This is a genomic window from Leptothoe sp. PORK10 BA2, from assembly GCF_034932105.1.
GTDB lineage: Bacteria > Cyanobacteriota > Cyanobacteriia > Phormidesmidales > Phormidesmidaceae > Leptothoe.
In genome coordinates this window covers 1-26,544 of sequence record NZ_JAYGIG010000132.1, presented here as the reverse complement: position 1 = coordinate 26,544, position 26,544 = coordinate 1, and the positions used below count along the sequence as shown (strand labels likewise).

The window sequence follows — 26,544 nt, the reverse complement described above, 5'->3', positions numbered from 1 at the left end:
AGGGGATGAATTAACCTGTTGAAAGTGCTATGTGAAAGCGTTTTGCAGGTAAAACTATCCCGAGGATCAGCAACGACCAACAGGGAACTGCTGGTGTTAAAGTCCCCGATAGCTATCTTTCACCAGGGACTAAACTCCAGCAGCCTCGTTAAGCGTTGACCATCGCACTATGACGATGACCGTTGCTAGACGCTTTAACTGACCATACTTTTTCGTAGGCCTTTACATAATCGTCTACCATTCTCTTCACCCCAAACCGGCTGACGACATAGTCACGACAGACCTGACGATCCAGCTCTAGGGCTGCTGGTAACTTGACTAGCATTTCATCCACAGAATCACACACAAAACCAGCCACATCGTTTTTAATCACCTCTGGCACTGCACCCAGGTTCATGCCTAGAACAGGGGTGCCGGTGGCCATGGACTCTACCATCACCAGACCAAACGGTTCTTGCCAAGTAATGGGGAACAGCGTCACAGCTGCATTCCCCATGAGGTCCATTTTCTGGGTGTGGTTGACTTCTCCTAAGAAGACAATTTGCTCTCCATCAATATGGGGTTTAACTTCTTTTTCAAAAAAGTCAACGTCCACCTTATCCACCTTTCCGGCCATGATCAGTTTCCAACCACTGCGGCGGGCGATTTCGATGGCGAGATGGGGACCTTTCTGGGGAGACATGCGCCCTAAGAAGGCCAGGTAGGGCTCGTCTGTGTTCGATTCAGGGTAAAAACTGTAGTGATTGGTATTGATGCCGTTATAAACGGTAGCGACATAGTTCAAATCCGTCAGAGGATGACGCTGAGAGTCGCTAATACTGATCAAGTTTAAATCTTTGTGTTGCCTATAAAGTGCCTCATTTTGAGGGGTAAAGTTACCGTGCAATGTGTAGACAATGGGGGGCTTGATGTACTTTACCAAAGGAAATGGTGGTATCCACGTGTGACAATGGATCAGGTCAAACTGATCGGCAATTTCCAGCAAATGAGTTGTCTGCATCATTTCGCTTACAGTCACATCTGCGCCGTTTGGGTCAAGCCGCAGTGCGTTGGGAACAACAGTTTCTAATTTTGCTTTGGTGTGAGAATCACCGGATGCAAAGAGTGTTACATCATGTCCCTGTTCCACCAAACCATCGGTCAACAAAGCAACAACTAACTCGATGCCGCCATACCCTCGGGGTGGTACTGGCTCCCAGAGAGGGGCAACCTGAGCAATTCGCATACGCTTATGTCTCCTTTGTTGTTATGAAAAGTGTTTGAAAAACAAAAAATTAACGACAAATTACTTAAGTTGACTTGTTTTAACCTTACTTCAAGAGTAAACGCATTTCTTATCACTTTTAGAAAGATATTTATATTTAATTAATATTTGAGGATTGTCAATAAAGCTACTTAAGCCTCTCTGTATAAGGGATTAAGCCCTTTTTTAAGATTTTTTTGTATTAGTCTATACTGTCTGCTCTTGCGAACTTTTTGGCTTTACGTTTGTAGTTAGGGCGGCTCAGGTTAGAGATCATTAGCGCAGTAAATACCCCCAGGGATTGTGTATGTCTACAAATCCCTGGGGGTTAGGTTGGTTGACGGGGTTGACGGCAAAGCCGGTGCAGGTGCCATGGAACCAACACTATGGGGGTTGGGCTTTGCCTTCAATCTGGCCGATGCCGTCGGTGTCAGTTACCGATAGCCTGTTTGAGTTGGTCCACCATCGTGGGCCAATGGCTCTGGGGTAGCCAATGACTATTGGACAGATTAGGCAGAACCAACGCGGCTTTGCCTACCCGTTCGGCTGGTCCCAGGCCCACGGTCCACATGCCAGCTGCGATCGCAGCCTCCACCCCTGCCGCTGCATCTTCAATGACGATGCATTGATGGGGGGGCAGCTGCAATTGCTGGGCGGCATATAGAAATAGGTCCGGTGCCGGTTTGGAACGGGTGACACTATGGCCATCTGCGATCGCATCAAATCGAGACTCAATCCCCAAACGCTGGATGACGGCCCGGGCATTTTTGCTCGCTGACCCTACTGCCAACTTGATTCCCGCTTGCTGGAGCTGATCCAGCAACCTGATCACCCCCGGCAGCACATGGGCAGGATTGATCTGCTCAATCAGCTGGGTGTAATGATCATTTTTGCGCACCATCATGACCTCCAGCTCAGAGGCTGAATACTGGTGGTCGCCCAAAATTCTCAGCAGCGAATCTTGCCGGGATACCCCCCGCAAGGATTCATTGATCTCCCGATTAAAGGGCACCCCGATTTCATCGGCCAATTGCTGCCAAGCCTGATAGTGGAACTCAGCCGTATCCGTCAAAACACCGTCTAAATCAAAGATCACCCCCCGGATATCGACGGTGGCACAGCTCAGGGGCACAAAGGCAGCCGGTGCCACGGTGCCGTGGTCTGGCTGGAGATCAAAGTGGTACCAGTTACCCCGCCACTGCAGCTTAAACTTTAGCCGCGTCCAACCTGCGGGTAAATGGGGGTTGGCCACCGGTCCCTGGTCGGTGAACTTGACCCCACCAAAGCCTAGAATGGCCGCCTGCCAGACGCTGCCCGCAGATGCCCCATGGATACCCTCAGCGGCATTGCCCCGCACATCTTCCAGGTCAACCAACACAGCCTGCATAAACCGATCATAGGCCTCGTCGGCTAGGCCCAAATCAGCCGCCAAAACCGCATGGATGGTCGGTCCGAGGGAAGACCCATAGGTGATATCGGTGCGGGGAGCATAGTAGTTCCAGTTTTGCTCCAGATGCCCGTAGGGAAATTCCTGGGCAGCCCGCATCAGATACATCAGCATCAGCACATCGGGTTGCTTCAGCACCTGATAGTGGTTAGACTGCTCAACGCCCAAAATGCTATGCATCGAAAGGGTACGAGGCTCATAGCTAGCGAGGTCAATATCCTGCAGCTCAAAAAAGCCGTCGCACTGTTCGACCAGGTCTCCCTGCATGGGGATCCAGATATGGTCAACGATGTCCTGCCAACGAGCCCGCTGGCGATCGCTAATGCCCAACTGTTGATCCAGGTGAGCTGCCCGCTGAGGATCATGGTGCTGTAGCCAGTCATAAAGCTGGATGGCCTTATCTAGATGCCATTGCACCATGCGGTTGGTGTAGGCGTTGTTATCGACCTTTTCGTGATACTCGTCCGGGCCGACCACCTCGCAGATTTCATAGCGATCCGCCAGGGGATTGTGGGTGACGCGACTGGTCCAAAACTGGGCCCCATCCAAAATCATTTCCGCCCCGTAGCAAGCCATCCAATGGTCGTCACCGGTGGCCCGCCAATATTGCCAACTGGCATAGGCGATATCAGCGGTGATGTGGAGGGCGCGATCGCGGCACCAAATTCGCACATCCTGCCCATAGGGATCCCGGGGCACCGCCCACCGAGGTGTAACCTCATCACCCGATGCCGCACTTTCCCAGGCAAACATGGCACCCTTGTAGCCATAGTGATGGGCCTTGCGTCGGGCTCCCGCCAGGGTGTGGTAACGATAGGTCAACAGGTTACGGGCAGTTTGGGGCTGGGTATACACCAGGAAGGGCAAAATAAACAGCTCCGTATCCCAAAAAACATGGCCCCGATACCCCGTCCCCGATAACGTTTTGGCCGGAATGCTAACGTGCTCATCCTCAGCCGGGGCGCAAATTAAAATCTGAAATAGGCTATACCGCAGGGCAAACTGGGCACGCACATCTCCCTCAATCAGAACATCACACTGGTCCCAAAGGTTATTCCACGCGTGGATGTGGGCCAGCTTACTTTGCTCGTAGGATGGCGTCCCATGGTCCAGGGCCGCCGCCAGGGGAGCAGGCTGCTCATGGGAAGAAAAGACAACCACCTGTTTTTCAAAGGTAACGGTCTGGTGGGGCTGTCCTTGATACCGAGCCACCCAGGTGGGATATCCCGGCAATACCAAAGAGTCAATGGTCGCCGACTGCCCTAACCCTAAAACTCTTAATCCCATGGCCATGGCCACATCGATCTGCGTTTGCTGGGTTTTGGTGTGCAGCCATACATGTTCACCCCGTTGCCCCTGATCGACAATGGCCCAATGGTTGTATCCCTGATTGGCCGGATAGCCATTGAGACTGGCCCGCACCTCGATGGCCCCGGTGAAGTTGAGGGGGGTGACCTCACAGCGTAGGTTGAGCTGGTGACAATCGGCCAAACTGGCAAAGCGTTCAAAGCGAAAGGTGAGTTCTTTACCCTGGGGACTACGCCAAGTGATATGGCGAGTTAATAACCCACAGCGAACATCGAGGGTGCGTTCATAGGCAAGTATTTCCCCGGTATCGAGGGTGAATCTTTCCCCCTCGATCAAAAACGCCAGGGATAACCAATCTGGACAGTTTGCCAGTTCTGTATACATGACTGGCACATCGTCATATACACCGTGGATTAAAGTCATGGGCAGGCTGGAGCCATACCCTTCTTCAAAATTGCCCCGGGTTCCTAAATAACCATTGCCAATGGTAAAGACAGTTTCGCGTTGATTGAGGCGACTAACATCTAGATGGGTTTCAGTAATAGACCAGGGCTGATACTGATAGCTATCAGAAACGTTTGCGAATGTTGGCTGAGATGGTGTTTGATGAGTTTTGACCATTATTACGCCCGGACTCCAAGAGTGGTTAAACAGACAGGACAGCTGAGTTGCACAGTCTCGTTGTGAGAAATATTAGAGAAATATTAAATGAATTAAAAAATACGTTGTTACAGTTTGACCAAGGACTAATATTCCCCTGGGTTAACCTAGGAGCATTACTTCTGCCAAGGCATTAACACTGCAACCTAATGCTCAAAACAACTTCAGATTCCCATGTCCTACTGAGACGATCTAGGCCTATAAAAGTTCTCAAGATGAGTTGCTTAAATGGCGAGAATCTGAGTGAACAATATTAAGATGATCTTTAAAGTGTTTGAATGGCCCTTTGAATTAGGCAACAGCTTGGTGTGATAATTTTCCTGAGGCTATCAGATACAGTTTACATCTGACAAAAGCCCAGGATAGATCTATCCTGGGCTCATTTTGATGACTGTTTGATGGATATAACTTGGCGTTGTTGATCCTCAGAATAATTTGAGATCCAAAACCAGTTTATTGATTTAAATGAAACCAACTCCAAATACAGCAAATTGAAATATCTGTTTTTTTATTGTTACATGTACATGAATTTATTTGAAGTCGACAAGGTGTGGTTTGTGAGCTAAACCAATGCAAAGCGTCTCGCGAAGAGACGAAGAGCCAAAAAAAACGTCAAAGTCCCTCTCCCGAGGGGAGAGGGATTTAGGGTGAGGGCAACTCCAGGTTTCGAGTTAGACAAGGTTTATGTTGCTTTGAATAGTTCTAATAAATTGCCAATAAAGAGCAGAGAGGAGCGATCGTCTACCTTTCTCTGCTCAGTCAAGTATTTGCTTGAAAGTGACCCGTTCTATAGGACTAGATTATCGACTGGATATCCGTTTAGATGTGGGCAGTAGCTGTTTACTGGCCAGATACTTTTGCAGATCGTGGGCGTTTAAGCGGCAAAGGTCCTTTGCGAGTTCGCTGACAACCATGGTAGAGGGTAAGTGACTTTGGACAGCCTCTCGCAGGTTGCCTAGGATGTGGGGCTCTGCCACTAAGATTCAGATTTTGTCCAGCAAAGTTTTCATTGACGGCACTAATGTGCTGCAGGACTTGATGGGCAAAACGTCGGTTTGTTTCTTGAGACTGAGTTGTTTTTTCATGGCGATTGCCATGATGTTTTCGCCCAATGTTGTTGTTGGCAATGATTTTCTCAGCATTATTTAGACTACTGTGCTCACTTAAGTGAGGGCCTGGCTGTTCTTCGTCAGATAACTCAGCGGCTGCAAGGGTAAAAAAGCGAGCTTGGACACCATCTACAACCGTAACGAGATATGAGCGCATGCCTAGATCCTAGTTATTTGTATGGGAAATCACATCGATTCTAGCAGTGGAATTCTGTTGACTTAGCAGCTGTTGCTACAGGTTTAATAGGGTGAAGTATTTATTCATACTTTAGAAAAATATGTATCATTTGCTTAATTTTTGCGAATCTTATTTTTTGATTAAAAAAATACATGGTAAAAGTTTTTGTCGAAACCTTACTAAAGGCTTGGTTAGCTGATGGTTAGTGAGTCAAGGGTCGATCTCTTTCAAGCCCAACCCCATGGCGGCAAACTTTGGTGGATTGGCTGGCTAGCCCAGCAGTGTTCAGGGCTTTAGGACAGGATACTGAGCCATGGGGTATTGAGCTATGTGTCTGGCTCTGGGTAAGACCGTTCAGGTGTGGTTATTGTGTTTATAATGAATGCTCCGACATAAAACGATGATTAGGCGTTTATATCGACTTGGCCATGAACTTTGATACTTTTACCGAATTTATTCAAAAAAGCTTTCGGGTTTCCCTAGGCGCTGCAGCATCTGCGGTGGACGCGATTCAAGACCCCCAGGCTTCCGCTAGCAAATTTTCCAATATTGGTACAGATTTTGACCGTCTGGCCGATGAACTTGAGGTAAAAGGTGCGCAAACCGAGAAAGAAGCTCGGGATTTTGTGGATAACGTCAGCAGTAGTTTTGGTGGTCAGTGGCCTAACCCATTTGCGCCGTCCCCAGCCAGCAATACCACCGTTAATACGGTAGCTAAGCCTGTTGTAGACACGGGCATTCAGGCTGAGCTCAAGGCTCTGACGGAGCAGCTTTCGGCCATTCGCCAGGAAATTGATCAGCTGAAGGCCCAGGGTTCCTAGGGACATCGTTGGGGAAATTGTTCATAGAAATCTAGGCATCAGGGTGAGGGCCTAGGCCCCCTGTAGTTAGACCGTAAATAGAAATTAGCTAGAAATTAGCTCGCAATTAGGCCAAGGTAACCCCATACCTTGGCCTGATTTTTTGCCGTGCGAAATTGTGAGTTGTCGATATGTAGCTCTGGGCGGAGCGTTCTTGAAGTTATTCCAGTAGGCATCACATGAAACATTTTGCAGTTTTGATTCGGTTATTGCGCGATCGCAACCAGTTCCTCGAGGACATCCGCCAAGATGTCAAACTAGAGCGCAAAATCTTTTCGCTCCTGGTGGTCAGCTGTATTTTCTTTGGTATATACGGAGCCATTATTGGTTCCTCCAGCAGCTGGCTACAAATGGCGTCTTCGGCAATCAAGCTGCCAGCCCTATATTTAATTACCCTGGGCATTTGTCTGCCCACCCTCTTCTTTTTCGATATTCTCTTTGGCTCCAAGCTCAATTTTCGCCAATATACCGCCATGCTGATGACCGCCGTGGCGGTGATTAGTGTACTTTTATTCAGTTTTGCGCCAGTGGTGCTCTTCTTCCTGATCTCAATTCAGGGATACAACTTTTTCTTGCTGCTGAATGTGGCGGTGATGGGACTGACTGGAGTGATTGGAGTGCGCTTGTTCTACCATGGAATGCGCCAAATTGTCGGGGAAGAAGCAAAGTCGGACAAAATGCGCAACCGACTATTGCTGGGTTGGTTGGGGTTATATGCCTTGGTGGGCTCCCAGCTAGGGTGGACCCTGCGGCCCTTTTTTGGCGCTCCAAACGAACCCTTCCAGGTATTTCGGCCCGAGATTGATGGCAACTTCTATGCCCAGATTTTTTCCAGCCTGGGGTCTCTCTTGGGGCTGTAATAGGGCTGAGCTGTAATCTATTTACCGTAGGGTTGTAGTCGCCTTACGGTATGACTTTGGGCAGGATTTAGATGGCCGGATTTAGTTTGCATAGGTGGATGAGGTGAACCTGGATAACCTGCGGATTACAAACCGGGATTTGGATGAGGTGACCGGTCTAGACATTAGTGAGTTGTCCATGGGGCGCGGGACTCGGCTATCAGTGTGGCGGCATCCGAAGCTGCGATGGAGCTGGCTGCTGAACCAGGGGCTGGTGTTGGCGGTGGCCCTAGTGCTGTGGTTGCCGGTGGTCCTGGTGTTGGGCAGAAGTCTGGGGGGCCAGGCCCCACGGCTGGGGGTTTTTATGGGGGTAGGCTTGGGGGGTGCGATCGCAACCACCGTCGCCCATGGTCTCTATGGCATCCATAAAGGTCGGCAGCTCCAAGTGCTCAGTCACCTACTAGACGAAGTGGATCGGTTTAACGAAATGATCAAAGCAGTGGAGATTTTAGAAGAACTCCGCCAGGCCGATGGCCCATCTAAACGGCTGTCATTGGATAATCCAGAAGCCGTTAAGGAAGCCCTCCATCTCACCCGCGAGAGCCTGATGTGCGGCTTAATGAGCGACAAAATTATGCGCAAACATCAGCGCTTTATCGCCCGTCGCCATGAGCTGTTTGCCAGCATCGAAACCAACCTCTCCAGTCTACAGACACTGCAAGTCTCAGAACTGGCCGGAGACTATGGCCAACTGCTGAATGAAGCCCTACAGGTGGGTACCACCGTGCATCAAGAACTGAGAAAACTGACCTCTGACCCATAGGCCCATAGGGATGTCCTGCCTGAGGGATCTTGCCTCAAAGTCCTTCTCCCCCAGGGAGACGGGTTCTCAAAGTCCTTCTCCCTGGGGGAGAAGGATTTAGGATGAGGGCCACCTTTTAGGTCGTTATCGCCGCCCTACACCCCGATATCCCTTAACGGTCAAGATGACAACGGCTAAATGTCAGACTCTAAGCGCAAGGATCTAAATGTGAGGTAAACATTAAGCTCCTTTAGTCGTAGCCTGCTACGCAAACCCATCGAGTTTAATAGATAATAGTACATATATTTCCACTGCCATTTAGTCGTAAGGAAGTTCCTGCCCATTCCGGGTTTAAAGGATTTCAAGGGTTATTCCAATCTATGAAAAAGACGTTCGTCCTCGATACCAATGTGCTATTGCACGATCCAAAAGCCATTTATCGCTTCGAGGAAAATGACGTCATCCTACCCATCGCCATCATTGAAGAGCTAGACCGGTTCAAAAAATCCCTGGATGAAACCGGTCGTAATGCCCGTCAAGTATCGCGGATGTTGGACAAGCTCCGCACCCAAGGGAGTTTGACCGAGGGAATTGCCCTGGATGGAGGCGGCAACCTAAAAGTCTCCCTCTGTCATCAAGAAACCCTATCGACCCTACCTCTAGAACTGGAAGGGGATAAGGCGGACAATGAGATTTTAGCCGTGGCCCTAGAACATAAACATCTCTGCGACTGTCCGGTGGTGTTGATCAGCAAGGATACCAATCTGCGCATCAAGGCCGACACCCTAGGGCTGGCGGCGGAAGACTATGAAACCGATAAAATTGATATTGATGATCTGTATTCCGGTACCGGGGAGTTACTGGTGGATGCAGACCAGCTGAGTCAACTGTTCCGGGGTGGCACCTTGGAGTTGGAAGGTAAGTTTTATCCCAACCAGTCCCTGACGCTCATTGACGTCAACAACCCAGCCCATACCGCCTTGGCCATGGTGGATGGCGAGTCAGGTCATATTGTTCCCCTGCCCAAGGTGCCCTACGCCGGTATTTCCCAGGTACATCCCCGCAACCGAGAACAGAAATTTGCGTTAAATCTGTTGCTCAATGACCGTATTCCCCTAGTCACCTTGGTGGGCAAGGCCGGGACGGGAAAGACCCTGTTGGCTATTGCGGCCGGGGTGCAAAAAGTCTCTGAGGATAGGGTTTACAGTCGTTTGCTAATCTCTCGTCCCGTGGTGCCCATGGGGCGAGACCTGGGCTATTTGCCGGGGGATATTAATGACAAACTTACTCCCTGGATGCAGCCCCTATACGACAACTTTGATCTGATTTTTGGGACCCAAGATCCGACCGGCAAACCGGCCCACTGGCGGCGGGGCCACGAGGAACTGATGGAGATGGGGCTATTGCAAATCGAGGCCCTCACCTACATTCGGGGACGCACGTTACCCAAACAGTTCCTGGTGGTTGACGAAGCTCAAAATCTAACGCCCCATGAAGTCAAAACCATCTTGACCCGCGCCGGGGAGGGGACCAAAATTGTCCTTACTGGCGATCCAGCCCAGATTGATAATCCCTATGTGGATGCTGCCAGCAACGGTTTATCCTATGCTGTAGAACGATTTAAGCATGAGCCCCTGGCCGGGCATATTCTGCTGACTCGGGGTGAGCGCTCGGCCCTAGCGGAGAGAGCTACGGAACTACTGTAGGAATTTGCTGTGGAAATTTGCTGTCCAAAAACCATAGAATTTTCCAGACAGTTTGAGGCCAGGTAGCTCGGCCTCAAACTGTCTGGTGGGTAGTAAACGGGGAAAGCTAGAATAGGTCAGGACACAGACTTTCGAGTAAATCTTCGAGTGCATATGGCGACTCCCCAAAGCGACTACGAACATCTGCTGGCGTGGTGCAGTGACTATCGGGGAGCCTTGGCGTTGCTCAAGCAGCACCGCCCCTATCTGGAAATGTTGCCCAGTATGCGACGTCCCCAGGAAAGCATTATCACCATACCCTTGCCCAACATTAGTATCCGCCGGCCGCTGGATGGCCCTTTGGGACCGGTGAGTACCCGTCGAGAGGTGACATCCCTCCCCTGTGACCTGGTGATGCTGATGTGTGACCCGGAGTGGAAAATTAAAACTGGCGTGGATGTGGTGCTGTTTATTCACCGGCCCGATGAGGATTTTTCGGAGCTGTTGTCTCGCTGGCGACGGACCCAGATACTGCTGTCGGAAAACTACGAGTGGCTGATGCCGATGCAGCATGAACATCTGCTCAATGAAGGGTCGGAACGCCCTTACCCCCTGTTTATTGCCTTTCCTCAAACGCCGGAGCGAATTATTCGGGGCTTAACTGGGGCTGGGTTACCGGCGATTGTCTACACTCCTACCCTATGGAGTGATCCGGAAGAGCGGGCCAATCTAGTGACTCCGCCCCAGTTTGAGTCTGAGGAACTGACGGATGATGGGGATGCGGCTCTGCGGGAATGGGGAATTGATATTGAATCGACGGATGATGGGGGGGAGTAGGGGATTTTGGCTGGGGCTAATCCTCCTATTGTTGGCTCATATTGCTTACTGGCTGACGGCGTTTCCCAATCCTGATGAGGCCTATTACTGGCTGTGGGGTCAGCATTTAGACTGGTCCTACTATGACCATCCGCCTTTCCATGCCTGGGTGCAGGGGGTGTTTTCCCACCTGGGCCATGGGGCTTTTGTGCTGCGGTTGCCGACCCTGGTGAGCAACAGTCTGTTTTTCTGGACGTATTATCAAATTTGTCACTATCTCTATGGCAAATTTGGTCGTGATGCCTGGCTGATTACCCTGGTGTGCGGTTGGAGTAGTCCGCTTTATTTTTTGTTTTTGACCCTGGCCTGGCATGACCATTGGCTGATCACGTTTTCGTTAATCTCGGCCTATTGGTTTGTGCGGTTTTTGGATGGGGTGTGGCTGAATGGGCGCGGGCAGACTAGATTTCTCTATGGGGGAGCGGCGGCCCTGGGGCTGGCGGGACTGTGTAAGTATACGGCGGTTTTTGTGGGGCTGACGGGGCTGGGGGTGATGGTTAGTCAGCCCAAACTGCGACGGCTATGGCGGGATGGTCGCCTGTATGGGGCGGTTGCGATCGCAACCCTTTTCACCCTCCCCATCCTGATCTGGAATCAACAAAACCATTGGCTCTCGTTCCAGTACTACCTCACCCGCAGCGTTGACAGCGGCGGCCCCAACCTGCGACCGGATGCCGTTTTGTTCTTTTGGCTGACCGCCGCCCTGATTTTGTCTCCCCCCCTGGTGTGGGTCCTGGTGCGCTCAGCCACCATGGCATGTTCGGCAGCCCGTCCCCTCAACTCCCCCACCTATCGCCCCATGGCCCTGGGCCTGTGCTTCATCTCCACCGGGTTATTGTCTCTGGTGGGGCTGTTTTCCACCGCCCTCTACTACTGGAATATTTTGGCCTACCTGCTGTTGTTGCCCCTGGTGCCCCTGTTTTTTCTTTCCCCCGGATCAGACACCACAGACACCTGCCGTTGGCAGCATCGGGGATGGCTCCAGGGCAGCCAAATTTTAGGCACCGTTGTTGCCTGGTTGCTGGTGGTTAACTACTGTCTATTCCCCGTGAGTGCCCTATTGGGTCCCGACGGTGACCCCGATGGGCGCATGTCCTTTGGCTGGCACCAGGTAGCAACGGTAGTCCAAGCCTATGCCCCCCGTCACGATTTACTGTTAACCACCGACTACCGCTCTGCCTCCGCCCTGGCCTATGCCCTTCAGGACAGTACGGTTCTGGCCATTTCCCATCGCATTGACCAGTTCGATGTTTGGGCCGGTTCTCGCCAGCTGTTGGGCCAGTCCGCCCTGGTGCTGGCGGATGACTGGCATCCTTTTGTGGCAACTGCTCCACAGGACGGTCTACAGGTCGATGCACAGGCAGGTCCCCTCAAGTTACAACCCGGTTGGCAGCAGGTGGCCACCATTCCAGTGCAGCGGTTTGGGGTGAAAATTAAGGACTACTACTTGTATTCAGGTGTGGTAGAAACTGTGGATTAACTGCCCTCAATCCCCGCCTGGTGCTCACACTTAAACCCCTGTTGTCGCCACTGGGCTAAATCCACCGCGGCCAAGGAGACCACCCGCTGGCAGGTAGGCTTATGGACCTGGGCCACCACAGCCCACAGCAGGCTGCGGCCAATGTCCAACGTGGTTTTGAGGACGCTTTCTTGATTGCCAGGGATGCCCGCTTCCTCCACAATTAACGGCTCTACCCAAATGCCTCGAGCACCGAACAAAATCCGAGCCAGGGTGAGGGCACGGCGGGTATGACTGCCGGAGGTCACCAGGGAAACATGGTGAGCCCCCCAGCGTTCTAGCAGAGGGACAGAATAGACAAAGTTGCCAAAGGTGGATTTAGCACAGTGCTCTAGCCAAACCCGGTCTAGGGAAGCTCCCACTTGCTCAAATAGCAGACGAATACAGGGATCGCTGGAACCGGCGGAGATTAAAATCGGGGGGGGTGGGGAGAGGGTGCTGGCCACCTGGGCCATGTACATTTCTCGGCGAATGCTGCCCCCTAAAACCAGGTAGGCATCGGTGGGGGATTTGCTGGCGCTCCATAGATGACTGATTGTAACGAAAGTAACAATCACCCCTGTGATGAGCAATCCCAGACAAATGGATTTAAAGTAGCGTTGTAATAATTTAATTCCAGACATTTGACTCAGCAATCTGTCCGTGCTTCCGTAAATATACCCCTGTAATTAAGCGTTTCAAAGAATATTCTACAGATGAACTGTGAAGCATTTGAGGGCGTAATGTTTACACATTGAGCGGATTTACTTAAATTTTCTTTTAAAACCAATGAATCGGGACCGAGTGGCCTATTGTACCGACAAGGATAATAAGGTTTGGATAAAGATCCCAAGGAGCTAAGTAATTGCTTGGTTCCTTACGCTAGATTTAAGTCAAGTATTTATGCTGAATGGTCTAGTTATATTGGGCTCTAAATTCTAAATAATCTGTAAACTTTTTAGGAATATGCGAAATTTGTCCTAGGGCGAGTTTGACATTCTTACGTAAAGTTCCACCGATGTAATGGTTCATCATATGGTTTTGGGTAAATCTACTCCCTCACTTGCTCGATTCCTACATTGTTTGCATATATCCTGCTAACCTCTGTCGCAACCGTTTCAATGAAAACTACTTTAGAGTTAATTCGATCGACTGGTGCGATCGCAACGGTTCTTCTCACCCCCGCTCTTCTCACTTCATTTCCAGCTGAGGCAGCATTTACAGACGGCCCCAAGGCAATCCTTGACGAGGCCTGGCAGATTGTTTATCGCGAGTATGTGGACGACTCCTTCAATCGCACTGACTGGGTGGAAGTCCGCCAGGAGCTGCTGGGGCGCAACTACACCTCCCGTGAGGCGGCCTACACCGAGCTGCGCCGTGCCCTCCATCGTTTAAATGATCCCTACACCCGCTTTCTGAGTCCCGATCAATATGCTGATCTGACAGAGCAGACCTCCGGGGAAGTCTCCGGCATTGGCCTCCGACTGCGGCGGGATCGGGCCGCAGGGACTGTGGTAGTCAGTGATGTGATAGCTGGCTCCCCCGCCGACATTGCCGGCATTCTGGTGGGGGATCGGATTGTGCTGGTGAATGGTAGTTCCACCGACTTTCTCAGTGCGGAGCACACCTCCCAGCTGTTGCGGGGTGAAACGGATACCCAGGTCACCCTTACCATCGAACGAAACGGTGAACCTGAGACCATTATTCTGTCTCGGGCTCGCCTGGAAGTGCGGACGGTCAATGCCAAACTGGCAGCCCAGAATGGGATCAATGTGGGCTATATCCGCCTGGATGAATTTGGTGCCCATGCAGCGGAACAAATGGAGGTGGCCATTGGTGATTTGAGCGCTCAGGGGGCCGAGGCCTTTGTGCTGGACCTGCGGGATAATCCTGGCGGACTGCTCCAGGCCAGCATTGATATCTGCCGCATGTGGCTACGGCGGGGTCCCATTGTGCGGACGGTGGATCGCACCGGCGACAGCGAAGAAATTTCCGCCAATCGCACCCATTTAACCGAACTACCCATGGCCATTTTGGTGAACGGGGATTCGGCCAGCTCCAGTGAGATTGTTACCGGCGCCCTAGGGGACAATGACCGTGCCATCGTCGTGGGCAGTCCCACCTTTGGGAAAGCCCTGGTGCAATCGCTCCACGGTCTATCCGATGGTTCGGGGATCGCCGTCACCGTGGCCCACTATTACACCCCCAATGGCACCGACATCAGTCGCAAGGGCATTACCCCCGATATTCACGTGGATCTGTCGACGGATCAGCGGAATGCTTTGGCGAACGATCCCGACCTGATGGGGACAGCCAACGATCCGCAATTTACTGAGGCGGTGTCTGCCTTGGTGCCAGCGGTGGCGGCCAGCCGCCGCCGTCAGCAGTTGCCGACGACGGTGAGTTCTCCGGTGGCCCCTGCCACCGAGTTAGGCCGGACGCCGGAACAGTAGCGGTGAGCAGCCACAAAAACTAATCGTTGGGAACTAATCGTTGGGACTGTGGCGGGAAAAGCTGTAGATCCGCTGGGTGCTCAGCTGTTCGCCAATTGCAGCTGGGGACTGCCAGCTAAAGATCTGTCGGTCTAGACCCACCTGGAGAGTGGTAAAGGGATCGCTGCCGTTGGCGATGAGAAGATCTAACTCCTCTAAGTCAGACCATTGGATCAGCTGCTCCAGGATGGTTGCGATCGCACGGCGATAGATGTTATCAGGCTCCTGATACCAGGTACTGGCCACCGGTTCCGCTAGGCCCAAATTAACAATCAGGGCCTGGGGACTAAACAGTGAGACGGCAATGGAGCGAGCTTCTTCCTGGATCAATAGGCCTGATGCATGGGCAATCTGACGCAGACAGTTAACCTTTTCATAGCGTTGGGCCGACGGCAGCGCCTCGGTCCAGTGGAGCGCTAGGGTACCCAGGTAGGACTGCAGCATTAGATGTCCGAGCTTTTGGGCTTTAGTGGATAGGTAGTCCGAATTGTAGGTATTGGTCTCGATCAACAGGGGCATGCGATCCACCATCTCTAGGCCATACCCCTTCAGCCCCGCAATCTTCCGGGGGTTGTTGGTAATTAGCTTAAACTGATGCACCCCCAGATCATTCAGGATTTGGGCCCCGATGCCATAGTTGCGTTGATCCGCAGGCAGACCCAGCTTTTCATTCGCTTCTACCGTGTCAAAGCCCATATCCTGCAGGGAGTAAGCCTTCAGCTTATTCACCAGACCAATGCCCCGCCCCTCCTGGCGCAGATAGACCACCACCCCGGCCCCAGCATGTTCAATCATCTTCAATGCTGTTTGCAGCTGTAGGCGACAGTCACAGCGGAGAGAGCCGAGGGCATCCCCGGTCAAGCATTCTGAATGGACCCGCACCATCACAGGCATGTGCTCAAAGCTGGCCGGGTCTCCCTTAACAATGGCCACATGCTCAGAACTATCCAGCAGGTTCCGATAGGCATAGATTTGAAATTTGCCAAACTGGGTGGGTAACTCAGCCACGGCTTCCCGCTTGACCAGGCGCTCGTGGCGCAGGCGATAGCTGATCAAATCGGCAATGCTAATCAGCTTGAGACCATGGGTTTGGGCATAGTCAATCAGTTCTGGCAGCCGGGCCATGGAACCATCTGGATTTTGAATTTCGCAAATAACGCTAGCGGGATAAAGTCTCGCCAATTTAGACAGATCTACCCCGGCTTCCGTATGTCCGGCCCGTTTGAGCACGCCCCCCTCTTTGGCCCGCAGGGGAAAAATATGCCCGGGTCGTCGTAGATCCTGAGCCTTAGCCTCAGGATTGATCGCCACCTGGATGGTGCGGGCGCGGTCTTCGGCTGAAATACCCGTGGTCACGCCCCAGCTCAGGCTGGCGTCAATGCTGACCGTAAAAGCGGTTTGTTCGTTTTCATCCTCAAATCCGTTACCACTGACCATTAAGGGCAGGTCCAGCTGATCTAGGCGTTCTCCGGTCATGGCGAGACAAATTAATCCCCGCGCTTCCACCGCCATAAAATTGATCATATTGGGGGTGGCAAACTGCGCTGCGCACACCACATCCCCCTCATTTTCTCGGTTCTCATCGTCCACAACAACAATTGACTTGCCAGCAGCCAAATCGATCAGGGCCGCATCGACGCTATCAAATTGAAATGTTGCTAGTTTGTGCTCGATCGCTTCACCTCGTTGTTGGGAGGATTGAGGTGATGAATTAACGTTGGCAACCACAGATCCCTGCCCACCGACTGTCATTAACTGCCCATAAATTGTAATGTGTTATTCCCTATATTGACGGGAGCTGTTTGGCTGGTGGGACGGCGGGAAGACGGTAGGACGTTAGGGGAACGGCCCTGGAGAGACCGTGGAAAACCTTTAACGAAGCTATGGTTGAGAATTTTGCAGGGGATCAATCAGGACAATGGGATGGCGGCCCGGATCTTCTTGGCCACTCTGTTCCCGCATGATGCGACCAGACTGCTCCGGGTCAAAATTGTGGCTAAAGGCTTCCCATAACCCATCCCTTTCCTTCTCTAAGGCGAGGATCGATTGGTTGAGCTGGTCTAATTCTGCTTGTTGCTGACGATAGTAGGGTACCAGCTTTGCCAGGGTAGATGCGGCCACCACGGCTAGCAGGATATTGACGGTGAGTTTTACCGTAGACTCCAACACCAACGATTGGCGAGCTTTGCCCCTGACCCTCAGGGGTGTTTTTGGTTGAACCATGAATCTAGTCCCTAGCATGTCCTACAGCTGCTGTGAAGCTTGCCCACATTATGGGGGGTATTGCTACTTTTGCACCACAAATTCATGGTTAAATGCCAAAAAAAATTGGACCATCGGCCAGGGTGATGACCTGAGGCAGCGGGAGCTAAGGGAGGGGATCCGGTTCGGGCTGGGTGGCATCCTGGGCAGGGGACTGTTTAGACCAAAAAAATAGCCCCAAGCACCGCTGCTTAGGGCTGATATGAACATTGCTCCAAAAAATAGCTGAGGAAAAAGCTTTGGTTAACAAGATGACAACGCTAGGAGCAGGGCTAATGGCTCAGAAAGCTGGATAACTTAAACGTACATACGTTCAGCAACCCGCCCTTAGCAGTTTGCGTTTATCAGCCTGCGCTCATAGCCTGGGTCCAGGGTTCTACTTGCCTAAGGTCAATTTAAGACCTACTGAATCTAAGGTCTGACTTTCTGAGGGTTTACTTATAGAGCTCGGTGCCAAGACGGAGGGCCAAAACACCTGGAATTAAAGCCACTAGCAGGGCGATGATGATCTGAGTGTCGGATAAAGCCATGGTATGCCAATGTCCTTACTAAATATTAACTACTATGGTCTTAGAGAATTGTTTACTAAAACCGGCGCGATCCGACGCTTCGTTGCCAATCTGTTACAGACGTTAACAACTCAGTTAGCTACAACTCAGTTAGCTCAAAATCCGGCCCTGCAGACTCGATCATGCCCTGGCGGGGCTGGGATTAGCGCTACCCATGATGGAAAATGTTACAGCTGCTCAGAGTTTGTAAAAATAACTGTAGATTTGTAGGGAGACGTTATTTTCCGCAGACCTAGTGGAATGTAGCTCTAGAAACATTCCATTTAATGTAGCTCTAGAAACATTCCATTTAATTATGAATGCGCTATGAATACAAAGCGCAACACTTAGAATAGAATTCTTTATTTCAAGCTGTGCGTTGGCAGTTGATTGTTTTAGCTAGATGAATGTAGCTTCTTCCAGTGTGGGTCAGGATGACTCCACTTTAAATCCCCAATCAAATGCCAACAAGCAGCCCATGGGGGTGGCTTCCCTGGTGCGTTCGACCTTAGATCTTAAGCTCACAAGAATTCAGCGGGATGTTTTGCGGATGGGAGCTTTGGTGGAAAGTTCCTGTTTGCTAGCTAGGGAGGCGCTGTGCGATCGCAACCTGGATGCGGCCAAAAAGCTCAAGCTGCACGATAAGCAGGTGGATCAGCTCTATCGGCAGATCGAGGTGGACTGTATCAATTTGATCACCCTAGAAGCGCCGGTGACCCAAGACCTGCGGCTAGTCAGTGGGTTGATGCAAATGGTGCGTGACCTGGAGCGCATCGGGGACTATTCCAAGGACCTTGGGGAAGTATCCGTCAAACTATTTCCCTATCCTCCCCATGCCGCCATGGTTCAGGTCGAGGTGATGCTGGACCGATGTCGATCCATGGTGGCCCTAAGTTTGCTGTCCCTTTCCGAACTGGATGCTAATGCCGGCCGGGAACTTAAGGTTAAAGATGATGTGGTGGATGACGACTATGATCGCCTCTACGACGTCATCGTCAACACCCCCGTGCCGGGACCGGTGGAACCGACGGTGCTCATGATCTTGGCCATTCGTTATCTGGAACGGATTGCCGACCATGCCACCAATATTGGCCGACGGGTAGCGTTTGTGGTGACCGGAGAGCAGTATTAAGCCCGTGACCCTGGGAAATCGGGAGCTACCCCAGGAGAAATGACGGGTTTTAACCTTTGGCGATCGCAAAAATAAATTTAAATTATTTGAAAGCTATTTGACATAAGGGCTACTTTAAGGAACACTTATACCGTTCACATGCTATTTTCTTGAACGTACTCAGCTAAGGGCGTGTAAATGGCAGGTCATACTGTGCAGCGGTAGTTTTAGAGTAATTTTTAGGGATACGCCTTAGAGGATTGCCCTCGTACCCTGAAAAATTGCTGGTTGCTAAATAGTATGGCTGTTGTGGCTTGCGGTCCGTGGAGTAGCGTTTGTCATTGGCTTTTGGGTGTTGCAAGACTGCAGCTTTTTTCGGTTTCTTTAGGAAGCAGCGCAATCTATGCCCAGTCTCTGGCCAAGAAACCAGTGGCATTGTTTTACTAAACCGTAGGATTCATCGCTACATGAATTTTTCAATTGCTTCCCTCTTAGCTAATTTTTCAAACGACAAGCTCGTTACGCTGAAGACGCTGGAAAAAAAACTCAATTGTTCCGACGAGGACCAGGTCAATGATTTGACCATTGTCTTGGACATTTTGGAACGTCTGGGCGTGTTGGTAAAAGAGCGCGGCAAATACCGGCGCATTGAAGAGGAAGGGGTGGTTGAAGGTAAACTGCGCTGTTCTAGTAAAGGGTTTTGCTTTGCCATCCAAGATGATGAAGAAGCCGACGACGTCTACGTTAGGGAGTCCCATCTCAATCACGCTTGGAATGGTGACCGGGTATTGGTCAGGGTGACCAAGGAAGGCAATCGTCGCCGGAGTCCGGAGGGTGAAGTGCAGCTGATTCTGGAGCGAGCCAATTCTTCAGTGCTGGCCCGAATTAAGGAATCGGAAGATGGCAATGGCCTGCAGGCAGTTCCCCTGGATGATCGGCTGTTATTTCACCTCGACTTACAAAACCAGGAAGACGACGAACTCAGCCCAGAGGATCTGAAGGCGGCCATTGATTACCTGGTGCATGTGGAGATTTTGCGCTATCCCATTGGGCAATATTTGCCCCAGGGTCGGGTGGCCCAGATCTTGGGCAGTGATGCGGAAGCGGCGGCGGATATTGACATTGTTTATTGCAAACACGATCTGCCCCGAGCTTTTCCTGAAGAGGTGATGATGGCCGCCAAGGCGCTGCCCAATCGTGTTCGTAAAACCGATATAAAAAAGCGGCTTGATCTTCGGGATCAGCCCACCGTCAGTATCGATGCCGATGGGGCCCAGGTGATTGACGATGCCCTCACCCTAGAAAAACTGGATGATGGCAACTGGGAATTGGGCATTCATGTGGCGGACGTTTCCTATTATGTCCCCGCCGATAGCCCGATCGATCAAGAAGCCTATCGTCGGGGTACATCGGTATACCTGGCGGATTCCCCCGTGCCCCTCTTGCCACCGCCCCTGTCCACCTCCCTCTGTGCCCTGTTGGAAAACAAAGAGCGGTTGACTATTTCGGTGATGGTGATTCTCTCCCCAGAGGGTGAGGTGCTCAGATATGAGGTGCAGCCATCGGTGGTCTGTAATGATGCTCAACTGAATTACAACCAAACCCAGGCCGTGTTGCTGCGGGATGATAAAGAGGCGTTAGAGGAATTGTCTTTTAAAAAGCGAGACCTGATTCAATTTAAAGATTGTTTCGAGCTGATTGATCAACTGTTGGAAGTCAGTGAGTTGCTACAGCAGCAGCGCAATCAGCGGGGCTCGTTTGATTTAAATCTACCGGATCATGTTTTTCCAAAAGAAGCGGGGGAAGAGCTGGCCCAGTATCTCTCCCCTAAGTTTCAACATGACGATGAGGGCGGTCTAGGGGTGATGGTGGTGTCGGATTTACTACCGGCGCGGCGCATTGTGACTGAATGTATGTTGTTGGCTAACCAGCTCGTGGCGAAGCATTTGAAAGAGTTGGGAGTGCCTGCCATCTATCGGCTCCATGGCACTCCAGACCCCGGCGATGTGCAGGAGCTGATCAAGCTGGCCAATAATATGGGGCTGAGTTTACAGCTGGAAAGTGAAGATGCTGTTTTGCCCAAGGACTACTTGGAGTTTGTGCGGCAGTTTAGGGAGTCTAAGGCGGAGAAGGTGTTGACCTATCTGTTGCTGTCCACCCTAAAGCCAGCGTCCTACAGCAGTCACCCCGATGGTCATTTTGGTTTGGCCCTAGAGGATGGCTATACCCACTTTGCTTCCCCGGTGCGGCGCTATCCTGATTTATTGGTGCATCGAGTGCTGCATGCCATCTTTGAGGAGGGTCGCGATCGCAAAACCACCCGCTCCAAAGAACGGGCTGACCTCCGCAGCAGCAGCAGCCACGGTACTGTGAACTGGAGTGTTCTACCACCAGACATTCACGGTGAGTTTGAGGAAAGCTTCGCCCACCTCACCACCCACCTAACCGAGCGAGAGCGCCTTGCCCAAGAAGCTGAAGCTGACTTGGAGGGACTGAAAAAAGCGGCCTTTATGCAGGCCCACACAGGGGAAGTGTTCCACGGATTAATCACTGGTGTGCAGTCCTACGGATTCTTTGTAGAGCTAGAGGAGTTGCTGGTGGAAGGCTTGGTCCACGTGAGTTCCCTGAAGGATGACTGGTACGAATATCGTTCTCGCCAGCAAAAGTTAATGGGACGTAAAAATCGTCAACAGTACCGGCTGGGGGATCGGGTTGAGGTGCAGGTAAAAAGCGTCGACTACTATCGCCAACAGATTGACCTAGTGGCTGTGGGTGGCGGGAGTGAGGCCCTCGACGATGACGATGACGATGATGTGGATAACGGCAACAACCCGATGAATAGAGATGCCATCTTTGACGATGGGGAAGAGTAGTTTAGCCGAGCCCCCGGATGCTCAAGGGGCATCTGGGGAATGGGTGGAGACAGCTGCATCCATGGGAGTAAATTCTGGGGTTAATGCCCGGCCCGTGGTCTTGGGCATCACCGGAGCGTCTGGGTTAATTTATGCCGTGCGCGCCATCAAGCACCTACTGACCGCAGGCTACCAGGTGGACCTGGTGGCCTCCAAGGCCGTGTATACGGTGTGGCAGGCCGAGGAGCAGGTGCGTCTCCCGGGTGATTTAGAGCAGCAGGCCCTATTTTGGCGGCAGCGGGCTGGGGTGGAACAGGGGGGTATCCTGCGCTGCCATGCTTGGGGGAATATTGGGGCTACCATTGCCAGTGGCTCGTTTAAAACCCAGGGCATGGTGATTATGCCCTGCAGCATGAGTACAGTGGGGAAGCTGGCCGCTGGTTTGAGTTCTGATCTATTGGAACGGGCGGCCGATGTCCAGCTGAAAGAGGGTAAACCCCTGGTGCTGGTGCCTCGGGAAACACCGTTGAGCTTAATTCATCTACGTAATCTCACCACCCTGGCGGAAGCGGGCGCTAGAATTGTGCCAGCGATTCCCGCTTGGTACCATCGGCCCCAAACTATCGAGGATCTGGTCGATTTTGTGGTGGCCCGTGCCCTGGACCAGTTGGATGTGGACTGTGTGCCCCTAAATCGTTGGCAGGGGCATGGTGCAGCAGGGGAAGCTTAATCGCTACTGGAGGGTGGGTCCTGCCCACCGGTTCTAAGGTCAACGGACAATAGGAGAAGACGGTGATGGTTCAGCTCATTGTGTTTCTGTTGGCGGTGGCAGTCCTGGTGATCCTGGTGCTGCAGAATCTTAGTCCGCTGCTGCCCTTAGTGGTGCTGGGCCGCTCCGTGGGGACTTTGCCGCTGTCGTTGTGGTTGCTGGGTGCGATCGCAATCGGTGTGCTGTGCGCCCTATTGGTCTATCAGCTGGTGCCCAGTAAACGCTCCTATCGACCCATGGGGAAACGGTTGAGCGACCCCATGCCCGGTAACGATGCACCCAATCGGTTTGTGGATGCACCGGTGGGTGAATCGGTGGACCCATATGTTGATTCATCTACGGATGAGTCCAGTCGGTCCCAATCATCGTCCCGAGGCAACAGTCGCAGCAACAGTCGCAGCAACAGTCAACGGCAAAACCCCTACGATACTGACTGGGAAAGTTTTAAGGCTCCTGAACAATGGGATGACTGGGGGCAGCGGCAGGTGCCTAGCTACGGTTCTGAACCGTCCAGCAATTCTGCCGACGATGCGGTGCGGGACATCGAGTCTGGCTGGGGTGATGATGGCTATCGGGAATCGGCGCGGGCATCGTTCCGGTCAGATCGAGGGCCAGACCGGGGGCCATCGGCTGGTCGGATGGATTTGGGTCCAGATATGGGCTGGGATGTGGGCGGTGCAGAGCAGCCTTCCTCCCGGACCTATGAAGAAGGCTGGCTCTATGGCAATGACTCAGGGGATGAACCCGTCGCTGAGGCCGATAAGCCGGAGGATTCGGAAGATGTTTACGATGCCAACTATCGGGTGATTATTCCGCCCTACGATGCGAAGGATAGCTAAATATCTTTACGGTTCTCCTAAAACTTGATCTCAGAACCATGGTTCAAACACCGTCGCAATTTCAGACGCTTTCTATCGAATTGCCGAATACCCTGTCACTGCAGGTGACTCAGGAGCAGTTTGAACTGCTGGTAGTGGCGAATCGCGATCTGAGATTAGAACGTACAGCAACGGGGACATTGATTGTGAATCCACCGACGAGTTGGGAGACTGGAGAGCGGAATAGCAGTCTGACAGGTCAGCTTTATCGGTGGTACGAAGACAAGGGGGAGTTAGGAAAAACATTTGACTCCTCCACGGGTTTCACGTTACCCAATGGCGCTATCCGTTCACCGGATGCATCCTGGGTAAGTCAGGGGAGCTGGGATGCATTGAGCCCGGAACAAAAAAATAGCTTTCCCCATATCTGTCCTGATTTTGTGGTGGAACTTCGCTCTGGGTCAGATCGGCTTGCAGAGCTGCAGGAAAAGATGCGAGAGTACATGGAAAATGGTGCTCGGCTCGGCTGGTTGATTGATCCGCAGACCCAACAGGTGGAGATTTATCGTCAGGGAAAAGAGGTGGAGGTGCTGGCCCATCCTGCCGAACTATCGGGGGAAGATGTGTTGCCAGGATTTGTTTTGGCGTTGAATCGGATTTGGCCGTGATGGCGGAATCAAACCTAGGAAAAGGGTGGCGGGAGCGGTGACGGATTCTTCGGCTTCGATGTAGATGGTGGTGCCGTCTTCGAGTTGGATGGGGGCGAGTTGGGCCATGGTGAGCGAATTAAAAAAACGGCAAACGTTGAAAATTACGTTTACGGGTACTACACCCTAGGTAGACTCATCCTATATGCTGTCACTAGATCTAACCATAACTGCCATTTATGAGCCGCGATGCCCTGAGCGTTGGAATTAACAGCTATCAGTTTCTGCCCCAGCTGAAGGCCCCGGTGTCAGATGCAGAGGCGATGGCACAACGTTTAGAACAGGATGGGGAATTTAGGGTACGGCGGCTGCCGGAAGGCATCGACAAGGCTAATGGGAATAGGCCGGTGGTGTCAGCGACCCAGGCGGTGTCCCAGTTGCAACTAGAAAATTCGTTAAAGCAGCTGTTTCGTCCGGGCAGTTCCCAGGCACCGGAAACGGCGTTGTTTTATTTTTCGGGCCATGGCATTCCCGATCAGGATGGCTATGACCAGGGGTATCTGGCGACCAGTGATACGGATCCGAAGCAGCCGCGTTCGGGGTTGTCGTTGCGGTGGCTGCAGTGGTTGTTGTCGGAAAGTCCGGTTAAGCAACAGATTATTTGGTTGGATTGTTGCCACAGTGGCTCACTGATTGTCAATGTGGGGGCAGCAAATCCGGGGAATGGGGAGAGTCGGGACCGCTGTTTTATTGCATCGTCGCGGGAGTTTGAAAGCTCCTGGGAAGATTTGAACAGTCAGTACAGCGTGCTGACGAAAGCGTTGTTAGAAGGATTGGAACCGTCGCGGTTGCCGGGGCGCTGGATTGATACCTTTGCGTTGGTGGACTATGTGAACCAGGGGCTAAAGGGGGAATTACAAACGCCGGTGTGTACCAACTTTGGTGAGGCGATTCAGTTGACCCGCACCTGGCAGGCGGTGGACCAGACGGTCAACCATGACTCGGTGGACAGTGGCATTTGTCCCTATAAGGGGTTGGAGTTTTTTGATTGCAATGGGGAGGACCCGAAGTACTTTTTTGGCCGGGAGAAGCTGGTTGGGCAGCTGTTGGATCAGGTGCGGACGTCTAACTTTATGGCATTGGTGGGGGCATCGGGCAACGGAAAGTCGTCAGTGTTGCGGGCGGGGTTGATCCATCAGTTGCAGCTGGGTCGGCGGATTGCGGGCAGTGACCAGTGGCAGATTTTGATTACCCGGCCGGATGTGAAGCCGATGGAGAATTTGGCGGCGGCCTTTGTGCCGGCGGGTGGGTCGCAGTTGGACCGGGCGGAGGCGCTGGGACGGGCGGCTGGACTGTTGCAGGAAGGGGCAGCAGGGTTACAGCGGTTGGTGCAGGCGGCAGAGGCGGAGCGAATTATTTTAGTGATTGACCAGTTTGAGGAGGTGTTTACCCGCTGTGGCAGTGCTGAAGAGCGGGAACAGTTTTTTGGCTGTTTGATGGGGGCGTTGGACACAACAGATCATAAGCTGTGCCTGATTATAGCCATGCGGGCGGACTTTGTGGGGAAGTGTTTGGAACAGAACTATAGCGGGTTGGCCCAACGGGTGCAGCAGCATATGGTGAGTGTGTTGCCCCTGACGGTGGATGAGTTGAGGGAGGCGATCTGTAAACCGGCTGAGCAGGCGAGTTTGGCGGTGGAATCGTCTTTGGTGACTCAGATTTTGAATGATATTCAGGGGGCACCGGGGAGTTTGCCGTTGTTGCAATATACCCTAAAAGAACTGTGGCAGCGGCGTCAGGAGGGTAGGTTGATGTTGTCTGCCTATCAGGAGCTGGGCGGCATTAATGGCACCCTGGATAAACGGGCAACGGAGATTTATAACAGTTTTGATGGTGACCAGCAGCGGACGGTGCAGCATATTTTTCAGCAGCTGACCCAGCTGGGGGAGGGGACTGAGGATACTCGGCGGCGGGTGTTTTTAGAGAATTTGGTGTCTGAGCCGTTGCATCCGGCAGGAAGAGTTAGATCCGTAATTGATACGTTGTCGGATAAAGAGAATCGACTGTTGGTGACCAGTGAAGTTGTGGGTAAGGGTGAGGCAAAAGAACGGCGGGCGATTGTGGATGTGGCCCATGAGGCGTTGATTCGCCATTGGCGATTGTTGCGGCAGTGGATTGAGAAGAATCGAGATTTGTTGCGGCAGCAGCGGCGGATTGAAGCGAGTGCTGTTACATGGCAAACCAATGAGCAGTCCAAAAGACAATTGCTGCAGGGATTTCAACTGCATGAAGCCCAGAGATTCCAGAAACAACAGGCAGATACTTTTCCGCTGTCAGAACCAGCCAAACACTTGATCCAAAAAAGTGTTTGGCAAAAACGCTGGAATCTTTTTAGAGCATCTGGCTTATTGATTAGACCTCTTGCATAATAGATTTCATGGTACATTAGAGGATTTTAGTTCACTGTTTCCATGTCAGGCAGATGAACTACGAAGCAACCCAAACCCTAAGCGTCCAAAAGTTTAAGCGCCGATTTGGTG

22 protein-coding genes are annotated in these 26,544 nt (G+C 52.0%); 14 read left to right on the top strand and 8 right to left on the bottom strand.

Translation table 11 applies throughout. From position 1 onward, the window contains the following. Positions 1–148 precede the first annotated feature (148 nt). The 3 genes from VB741_RS21325 to VB741_RS21315 form a co-directional block, all read right to left on the bottom strand. Positions 149–1,225 (bottom strand): glycosyltransferase family 4 protein, encoded by a 1,077-nt coding sequence (locus VB741_RS21325; protein ID WP_323367227.1) that lies wholly within the window; start codon positions 1,223–1,225, stop codon positions 149–151. Positions 1,226–1,673: 448 nt separating this feature from the next. Continuing rightward, positions 1,674–4,619 (bottom strand): beta-phosphoglucomutase, encoded by a 2,946-nt coding sequence (gene pgmB / locus VB741_RS21320; protein ID WP_323367226.1) that lies wholly within the window; start codon positions 4,617–4,619, stop codon positions 1,674–1,676. Positions 4,620–5,458: 839 nt separating this feature from the next. Further along, positions 5,459–5,635 (bottom strand): host attachment protein, encoded by a 177-nt coding sequence (locus tag VB741_RS21315; RefSeq protein ID WP_323367225.1) that lies wholly within the window; start codon positions 5,633–5,635, stop codon positions 5,459–5,461. 13 nt (positions 5,636–5,648) lie between these two features. Here VB741_RS21315 and VB741_RS21310 point away from each other — a divergent pair, with 13 nt between their 5' ends. The 7 genes from VB741_RS21310 to VB741_RS21280 all read left to right on the top strand — a co-directional run bounded on the left by VB741_RS21310 (position 5,649) and on the right by VB741_RS21280 (position 12,487). Beyond that, complete coding sequence (locus VB741_RS21310; protein ID WP_323367224.1) at positions 5,649–5,807, top strand: hypothetical protein; 159 nt, start codon at positions 5,649–5,651, stop codon at positions 5,805–5,807. Positions 5,808–6,373: 566 nt separating this feature from the next. Next, positions 6,374–6,766 (top strand): hypothetical protein, encoded by a 393-nt coding sequence (locus tag VB741_RS21305; protein WP_323367223.1) that lies wholly within the window; start codon positions 6,374–6,376, stop codon positions 6,764–6,766. 218 nt (positions 6,767–6,984) lie between these two features. Next, positions 6,985–7,665, top strand: coding sequence for a hypothetical protein (locus tag VB741_RS21300; protein ID WP_323367222.1), 681 nt, complete (start codon positions 6,985–6,987; stop codon positions 7,663–7,665). Positions 7,666–7,759: 94 nt separating this feature from the next. Next, on the top strand, positions 7,760–8,467 hold the full coding sequence (locus VB741_RS21295; protein ID WP_323367221.1) for a hypothetical protein: 708 nt from the start codon (positions 7,760–7,762) through the stop codon (positions 8,465–8,467). 359 nt (positions 8,468–8,826) lie between these two features. Beyond that, positions 8,827–10,152: a PhoH family protein gene (locus tag VB741_RS21290; RefSeq protein ID WP_323367220.1), complete on the top strand. Its 1,326-nt coding sequence runs from the start codon at positions 8,827–8,829 to the stop codon at positions 10,150–10,152. 153 nt (positions 10,153–10,305) lie between these two features. Further along, the gene (locus tag VB741_RS21285; RefSeq protein WP_323367219.1) at positions 10,306–10,968 is read left to right on the top strand and encodes a hypothetical protein; all 663 of its coding nucleotides are present in this window, start codon (positions 10,306–10,308) and stop codon (positions 10,966–10,968) included. A 31-nt stretch (positions 10,969–10,999) separates the two neighbouring features. Then, positions 11,000–12,487, top strand: a complete 1,488-nt coding sequence (locus VB741_RS21280; protein WP_323367218.1) for an ArnT family glycosyltransferase — start codon at positions 11,000–11,002, stop codon at positions 12,485–12,487. Here the strand turns inward: VB741_RS21280 and VB741_RS21275 are convergent. Then, positions 12,484–13,149, bottom strand: coding sequence for a YdcF family protein (locus VB741_RS21275; RefSeq protein ID WP_323367217.1), 666 nt, complete (start codon positions 13,147–13,149; stop codon positions 12,484–12,486). The genes VB741_RS21280 and VB741_RS21275 overlap by 4 nt on opposite strands. A 477-nt stretch (positions 13,150–13,626) precedes the next feature. Between VB741_RS21275 and VB741_RS21270 the strand changes: the two genes are divergently transcribed. Beyond that, on the top strand, positions 13,627–14,958 hold the full coding sequence (locus VB741_RS21270) for a S41 family peptidase (protein WP_323367216.1): 1,332 nt from the start codon (positions 13,627–13,629) through the stop codon (positions 14,956–14,958). 33 nt (positions 14,959–14,991) lie between these two features. On the opposite strand, the gene ribBA is transcribed toward VB741_RS21270, so the two are convergent. The 3 genes from ribBA to psaM form a co-directional block, all read right to left on the bottom strand. Beyond that, entirely contained in the window at positions 14,992–16,725 is a 1,734-nt protein-coding gene (gene ribBA, locus VB741_RS21265; RefSeq protein ID WP_323367215.1) for a bifunctional 3,4-dihydroxy-2-butanone-4-phosphate synthase/GTP cyclohydrolase II, read from the bottom strand. A gap of 153 nt (positions 16,726–16,878) precedes the next feature. Further along, positions 16,879–17,220 (bottom strand): hypothetical protein, encoded by a 342-nt coding sequence (locus VB741_RS21260; protein ID WP_323367214.1) that lies wholly within the window; start codon positions 17,218–17,220, stop codon positions 16,879–16,881. 473 nt (positions 17,221–17,693) lie between these two features. Further along, on the bottom strand, positions 17,694–17,789 hold the full coding sequence (gene psaM, locus VB741_RS21255; RefSeq protein ID WP_323367213.1) for a photosystem I reaction center subunit XII: 96 nt from the start codon (positions 17,787–17,789) through the stop codon (positions 17,694–17,696). A 421-nt stretch (positions 17,790–18,210) separates the two neighbouring features. On the opposite strand from psaM, the gene phoU reads away from it, so the two are divergent. The 5 genes from phoU (at position 18,211) to VB741_RS21230 (ending at position 24,025) form a co-directional block, all read left to right on the top strand. Next, positions 18,211–18,939 (top strand): phosphate signaling complex protein PhoU, encoded by a 729-nt coding sequence (gene phoU, locus VB741_RS21250; RefSeq protein WP_323367212.1) that lies wholly within the window; start codon positions 18,211–18,213, stop codon positions 18,937–18,939. 446 nt (positions 18,940–19,385) lie between these two features. Continuing rightward, positions 19,386–21,791, top strand: coding sequence for a ribonuclease R family protein (locus tag VB741_RS21245; protein ID WP_323367211.1), 2,406 nt, complete (start codon positions 19,386–19,388; stop codon positions 21,789–21,791). A gap of 61 nt (positions 21,792–21,852) precedes the next feature. Further along, on the top strand, positions 21,853–22,500 hold the full coding sequence (locus tag VB741_RS21240; RefSeq protein WP_442786422.1) for a flavin prenyltransferase UbiX: 648 nt from the start codon (positions 21,853–21,855) through the stop codon (positions 22,498–22,500). A 65-nt stretch (positions 22,501–22,565) separates the two neighbouring features. Continuing rightward, complete coding sequence (locus VB741_RS21235) at positions 22,566–23,378, top strand: hypothetical protein (protein ID WP_323367209.1); 813 nt, start codon at positions 22,566–22,568, stop codon at positions 23,376–23,378. 38 nt (positions 23,379–23,416) lie between these two features. Beyond that, positions 23,417–24,025, top strand: coding sequence for a Uma2 family endonuclease (locus VB741_RS21230; RefSeq protein WP_323367208.1), 609 nt, complete (start codon positions 23,417–23,419; stop codon positions 24,023–24,025). Here the strand turns inward: VB741_RS21230 and VB741_RS21225 are convergent. Further along, positions 23,966–24,133: a hypothetical protein gene (locus VB741_RS21225; RefSeq protein ID WP_323367207.1), complete on the bottom strand. Its 168-nt coding sequence runs from the start codon at positions 24,131–24,133 to the stop codon at positions 23,966–23,968. The two genes, VB741_RS21230 and VB741_RS21225, sit on opposite strands and share 60 nt — an antisense overlap. A 110-nt stretch (positions 24,134–24,243) precedes the next feature. Between VB741_RS21225 and VB741_RS21220 the strand changes: the two genes are divergently transcribed. Then, positions 24,244–26,433, top strand: a complete 2,190-nt coding sequence (locus VB741_RS21220) for an nSTAND1 domain-containing NTPase (RefSeq protein WP_323367206.1) — start codon at positions 24,244–24,246, stop codon at positions 26,431–26,433. Positions 26,434–26,544: the final 111 nt, after the last annotated feature.

What these genes read in the sequence shown, in the direction of transcription:
- VB741_RS21325 (WP_323367227.1), bottom strand. Translation starts at nt 1,225, where the DNA reads ATGCGAATTGCTCAGGTTGCCCCTCTCTGGGAGCCAGTACCACCCCGA.
- pgmB (WP_323367226.1), bottom strand. Translation starts at nt 4,619, where the DNA reads ATGGTCAAAACTCATCAAACACCATCTCAGCCAACATTCGCAAACGTT.
- VB741_RS21305 (WP_323367223.1), top strand. Translation starts at nt 6,374, where the DNA reads ATGAACTTTGATACTTTTACCGAATTTATTCAAAAAAGCTTTCGGGTT.
- VB741_RS21300 (WP_323367222.1), top strand. Translation starts at nt 6,985, where the DNA reads ATGAAACATTTTGCAGTTTTGATTCGGTTATTGCGCGATCGCAACCAG.
- VB741_RS21290 (WP_323367220.1), top strand. Translation starts at nt 8,827, where the DNA reads ATGAAAAAGACGTTCGTCCTCGATACCAATGTGCTATTGCACGATCCA.
- VB741_RS21285 (WP_323367219.1), top strand. Translation starts at nt 10,306, where the DNA reads ATGGCGACTCCCCAAAGCGACTACGAACATCTGCTGGCGTGGTGCAGT.
- VB741_RS21275 (WP_323367217.1), bottom strand. Translation starts at nt 13,149, where the DNA reads ATGTCTGGAATTAAATTATTACAACGCTACTTTAAATCCATTTGTCTG.
- VB741_RS21270 (WP_323367216.1), top strand. Translation starts at nt 13,627, where the DNA reads ATGAAAACTACTTTAGAGTTAATTCGATCGACTGGTGCGATCGCAACG.
- VB741_RS21260 (WP_323367214.1), bottom strand. Translation starts at nt 17,220, where the DNA reads ATGGTTCAACCAAAAACACCCCTGAGGGTCAGGGGCAAAGCTCGCCAA.
- psaM (WP_323367213.1), bottom strand. Translation starts at nt 17,789, where the DNA reads ATGGCTTTATCCGACACTCAGATCATCATCGCCCTGCTAGTGGCTTTA.
- phoU (WP_323367212.1), top strand. Translation starts at nt 18,211, where the DNA reads ATGAATGTAGCTTCTTCCAGTGTGGGTCAGGATGACTCCACTTTAAAT.
- VB741_RS21245 (WP_323367211.1), top strand. Translation starts at nt 19,386, where the DNA reads ATGAATTTTTCAATTGCTTCCCTCTTAGCTAATTTTTCAAACGACAAG.
- VB741_RS21240 (WP_442786422.1), top strand. Translation starts at nt 21,853, where the DNA reads ATGGGAGTAAATTCTGGGGTTAATGCCCGGCCCGTGGTCTTGGGCATC.
- VB741_RS21235 (WP_323367209.1), top strand. Translation starts at nt 22,566, where the DNA reads ATGGTTCAGCTCATTGTGTTTCTGTTGGCGGTGGCAGTCCTGGTGATC.
- VB741_RS21230 (WP_323367208.1), top strand. Translation starts at nt 23,417, where the DNA reads ATGGTTCAAACACCGTCGCAATTTCAGACGCTTTCTATCGAATTGCCG.
- VB741_RS21225 (WP_323367207.1), bottom strand. Translation starts at nt 24,133, where the DNA reads ATGGCCCAACTCGCCCCCATCCAACTCGAAGACGGCACCACCATCTAC.
- VB741_RS21220 (WP_323367206.1), top strand. Translation starts at nt 24,244, where the DNA reads ATGAGCCGCGATGCCCTGAGCGTTGGAATTAACAGCTATCAGTTTCTG.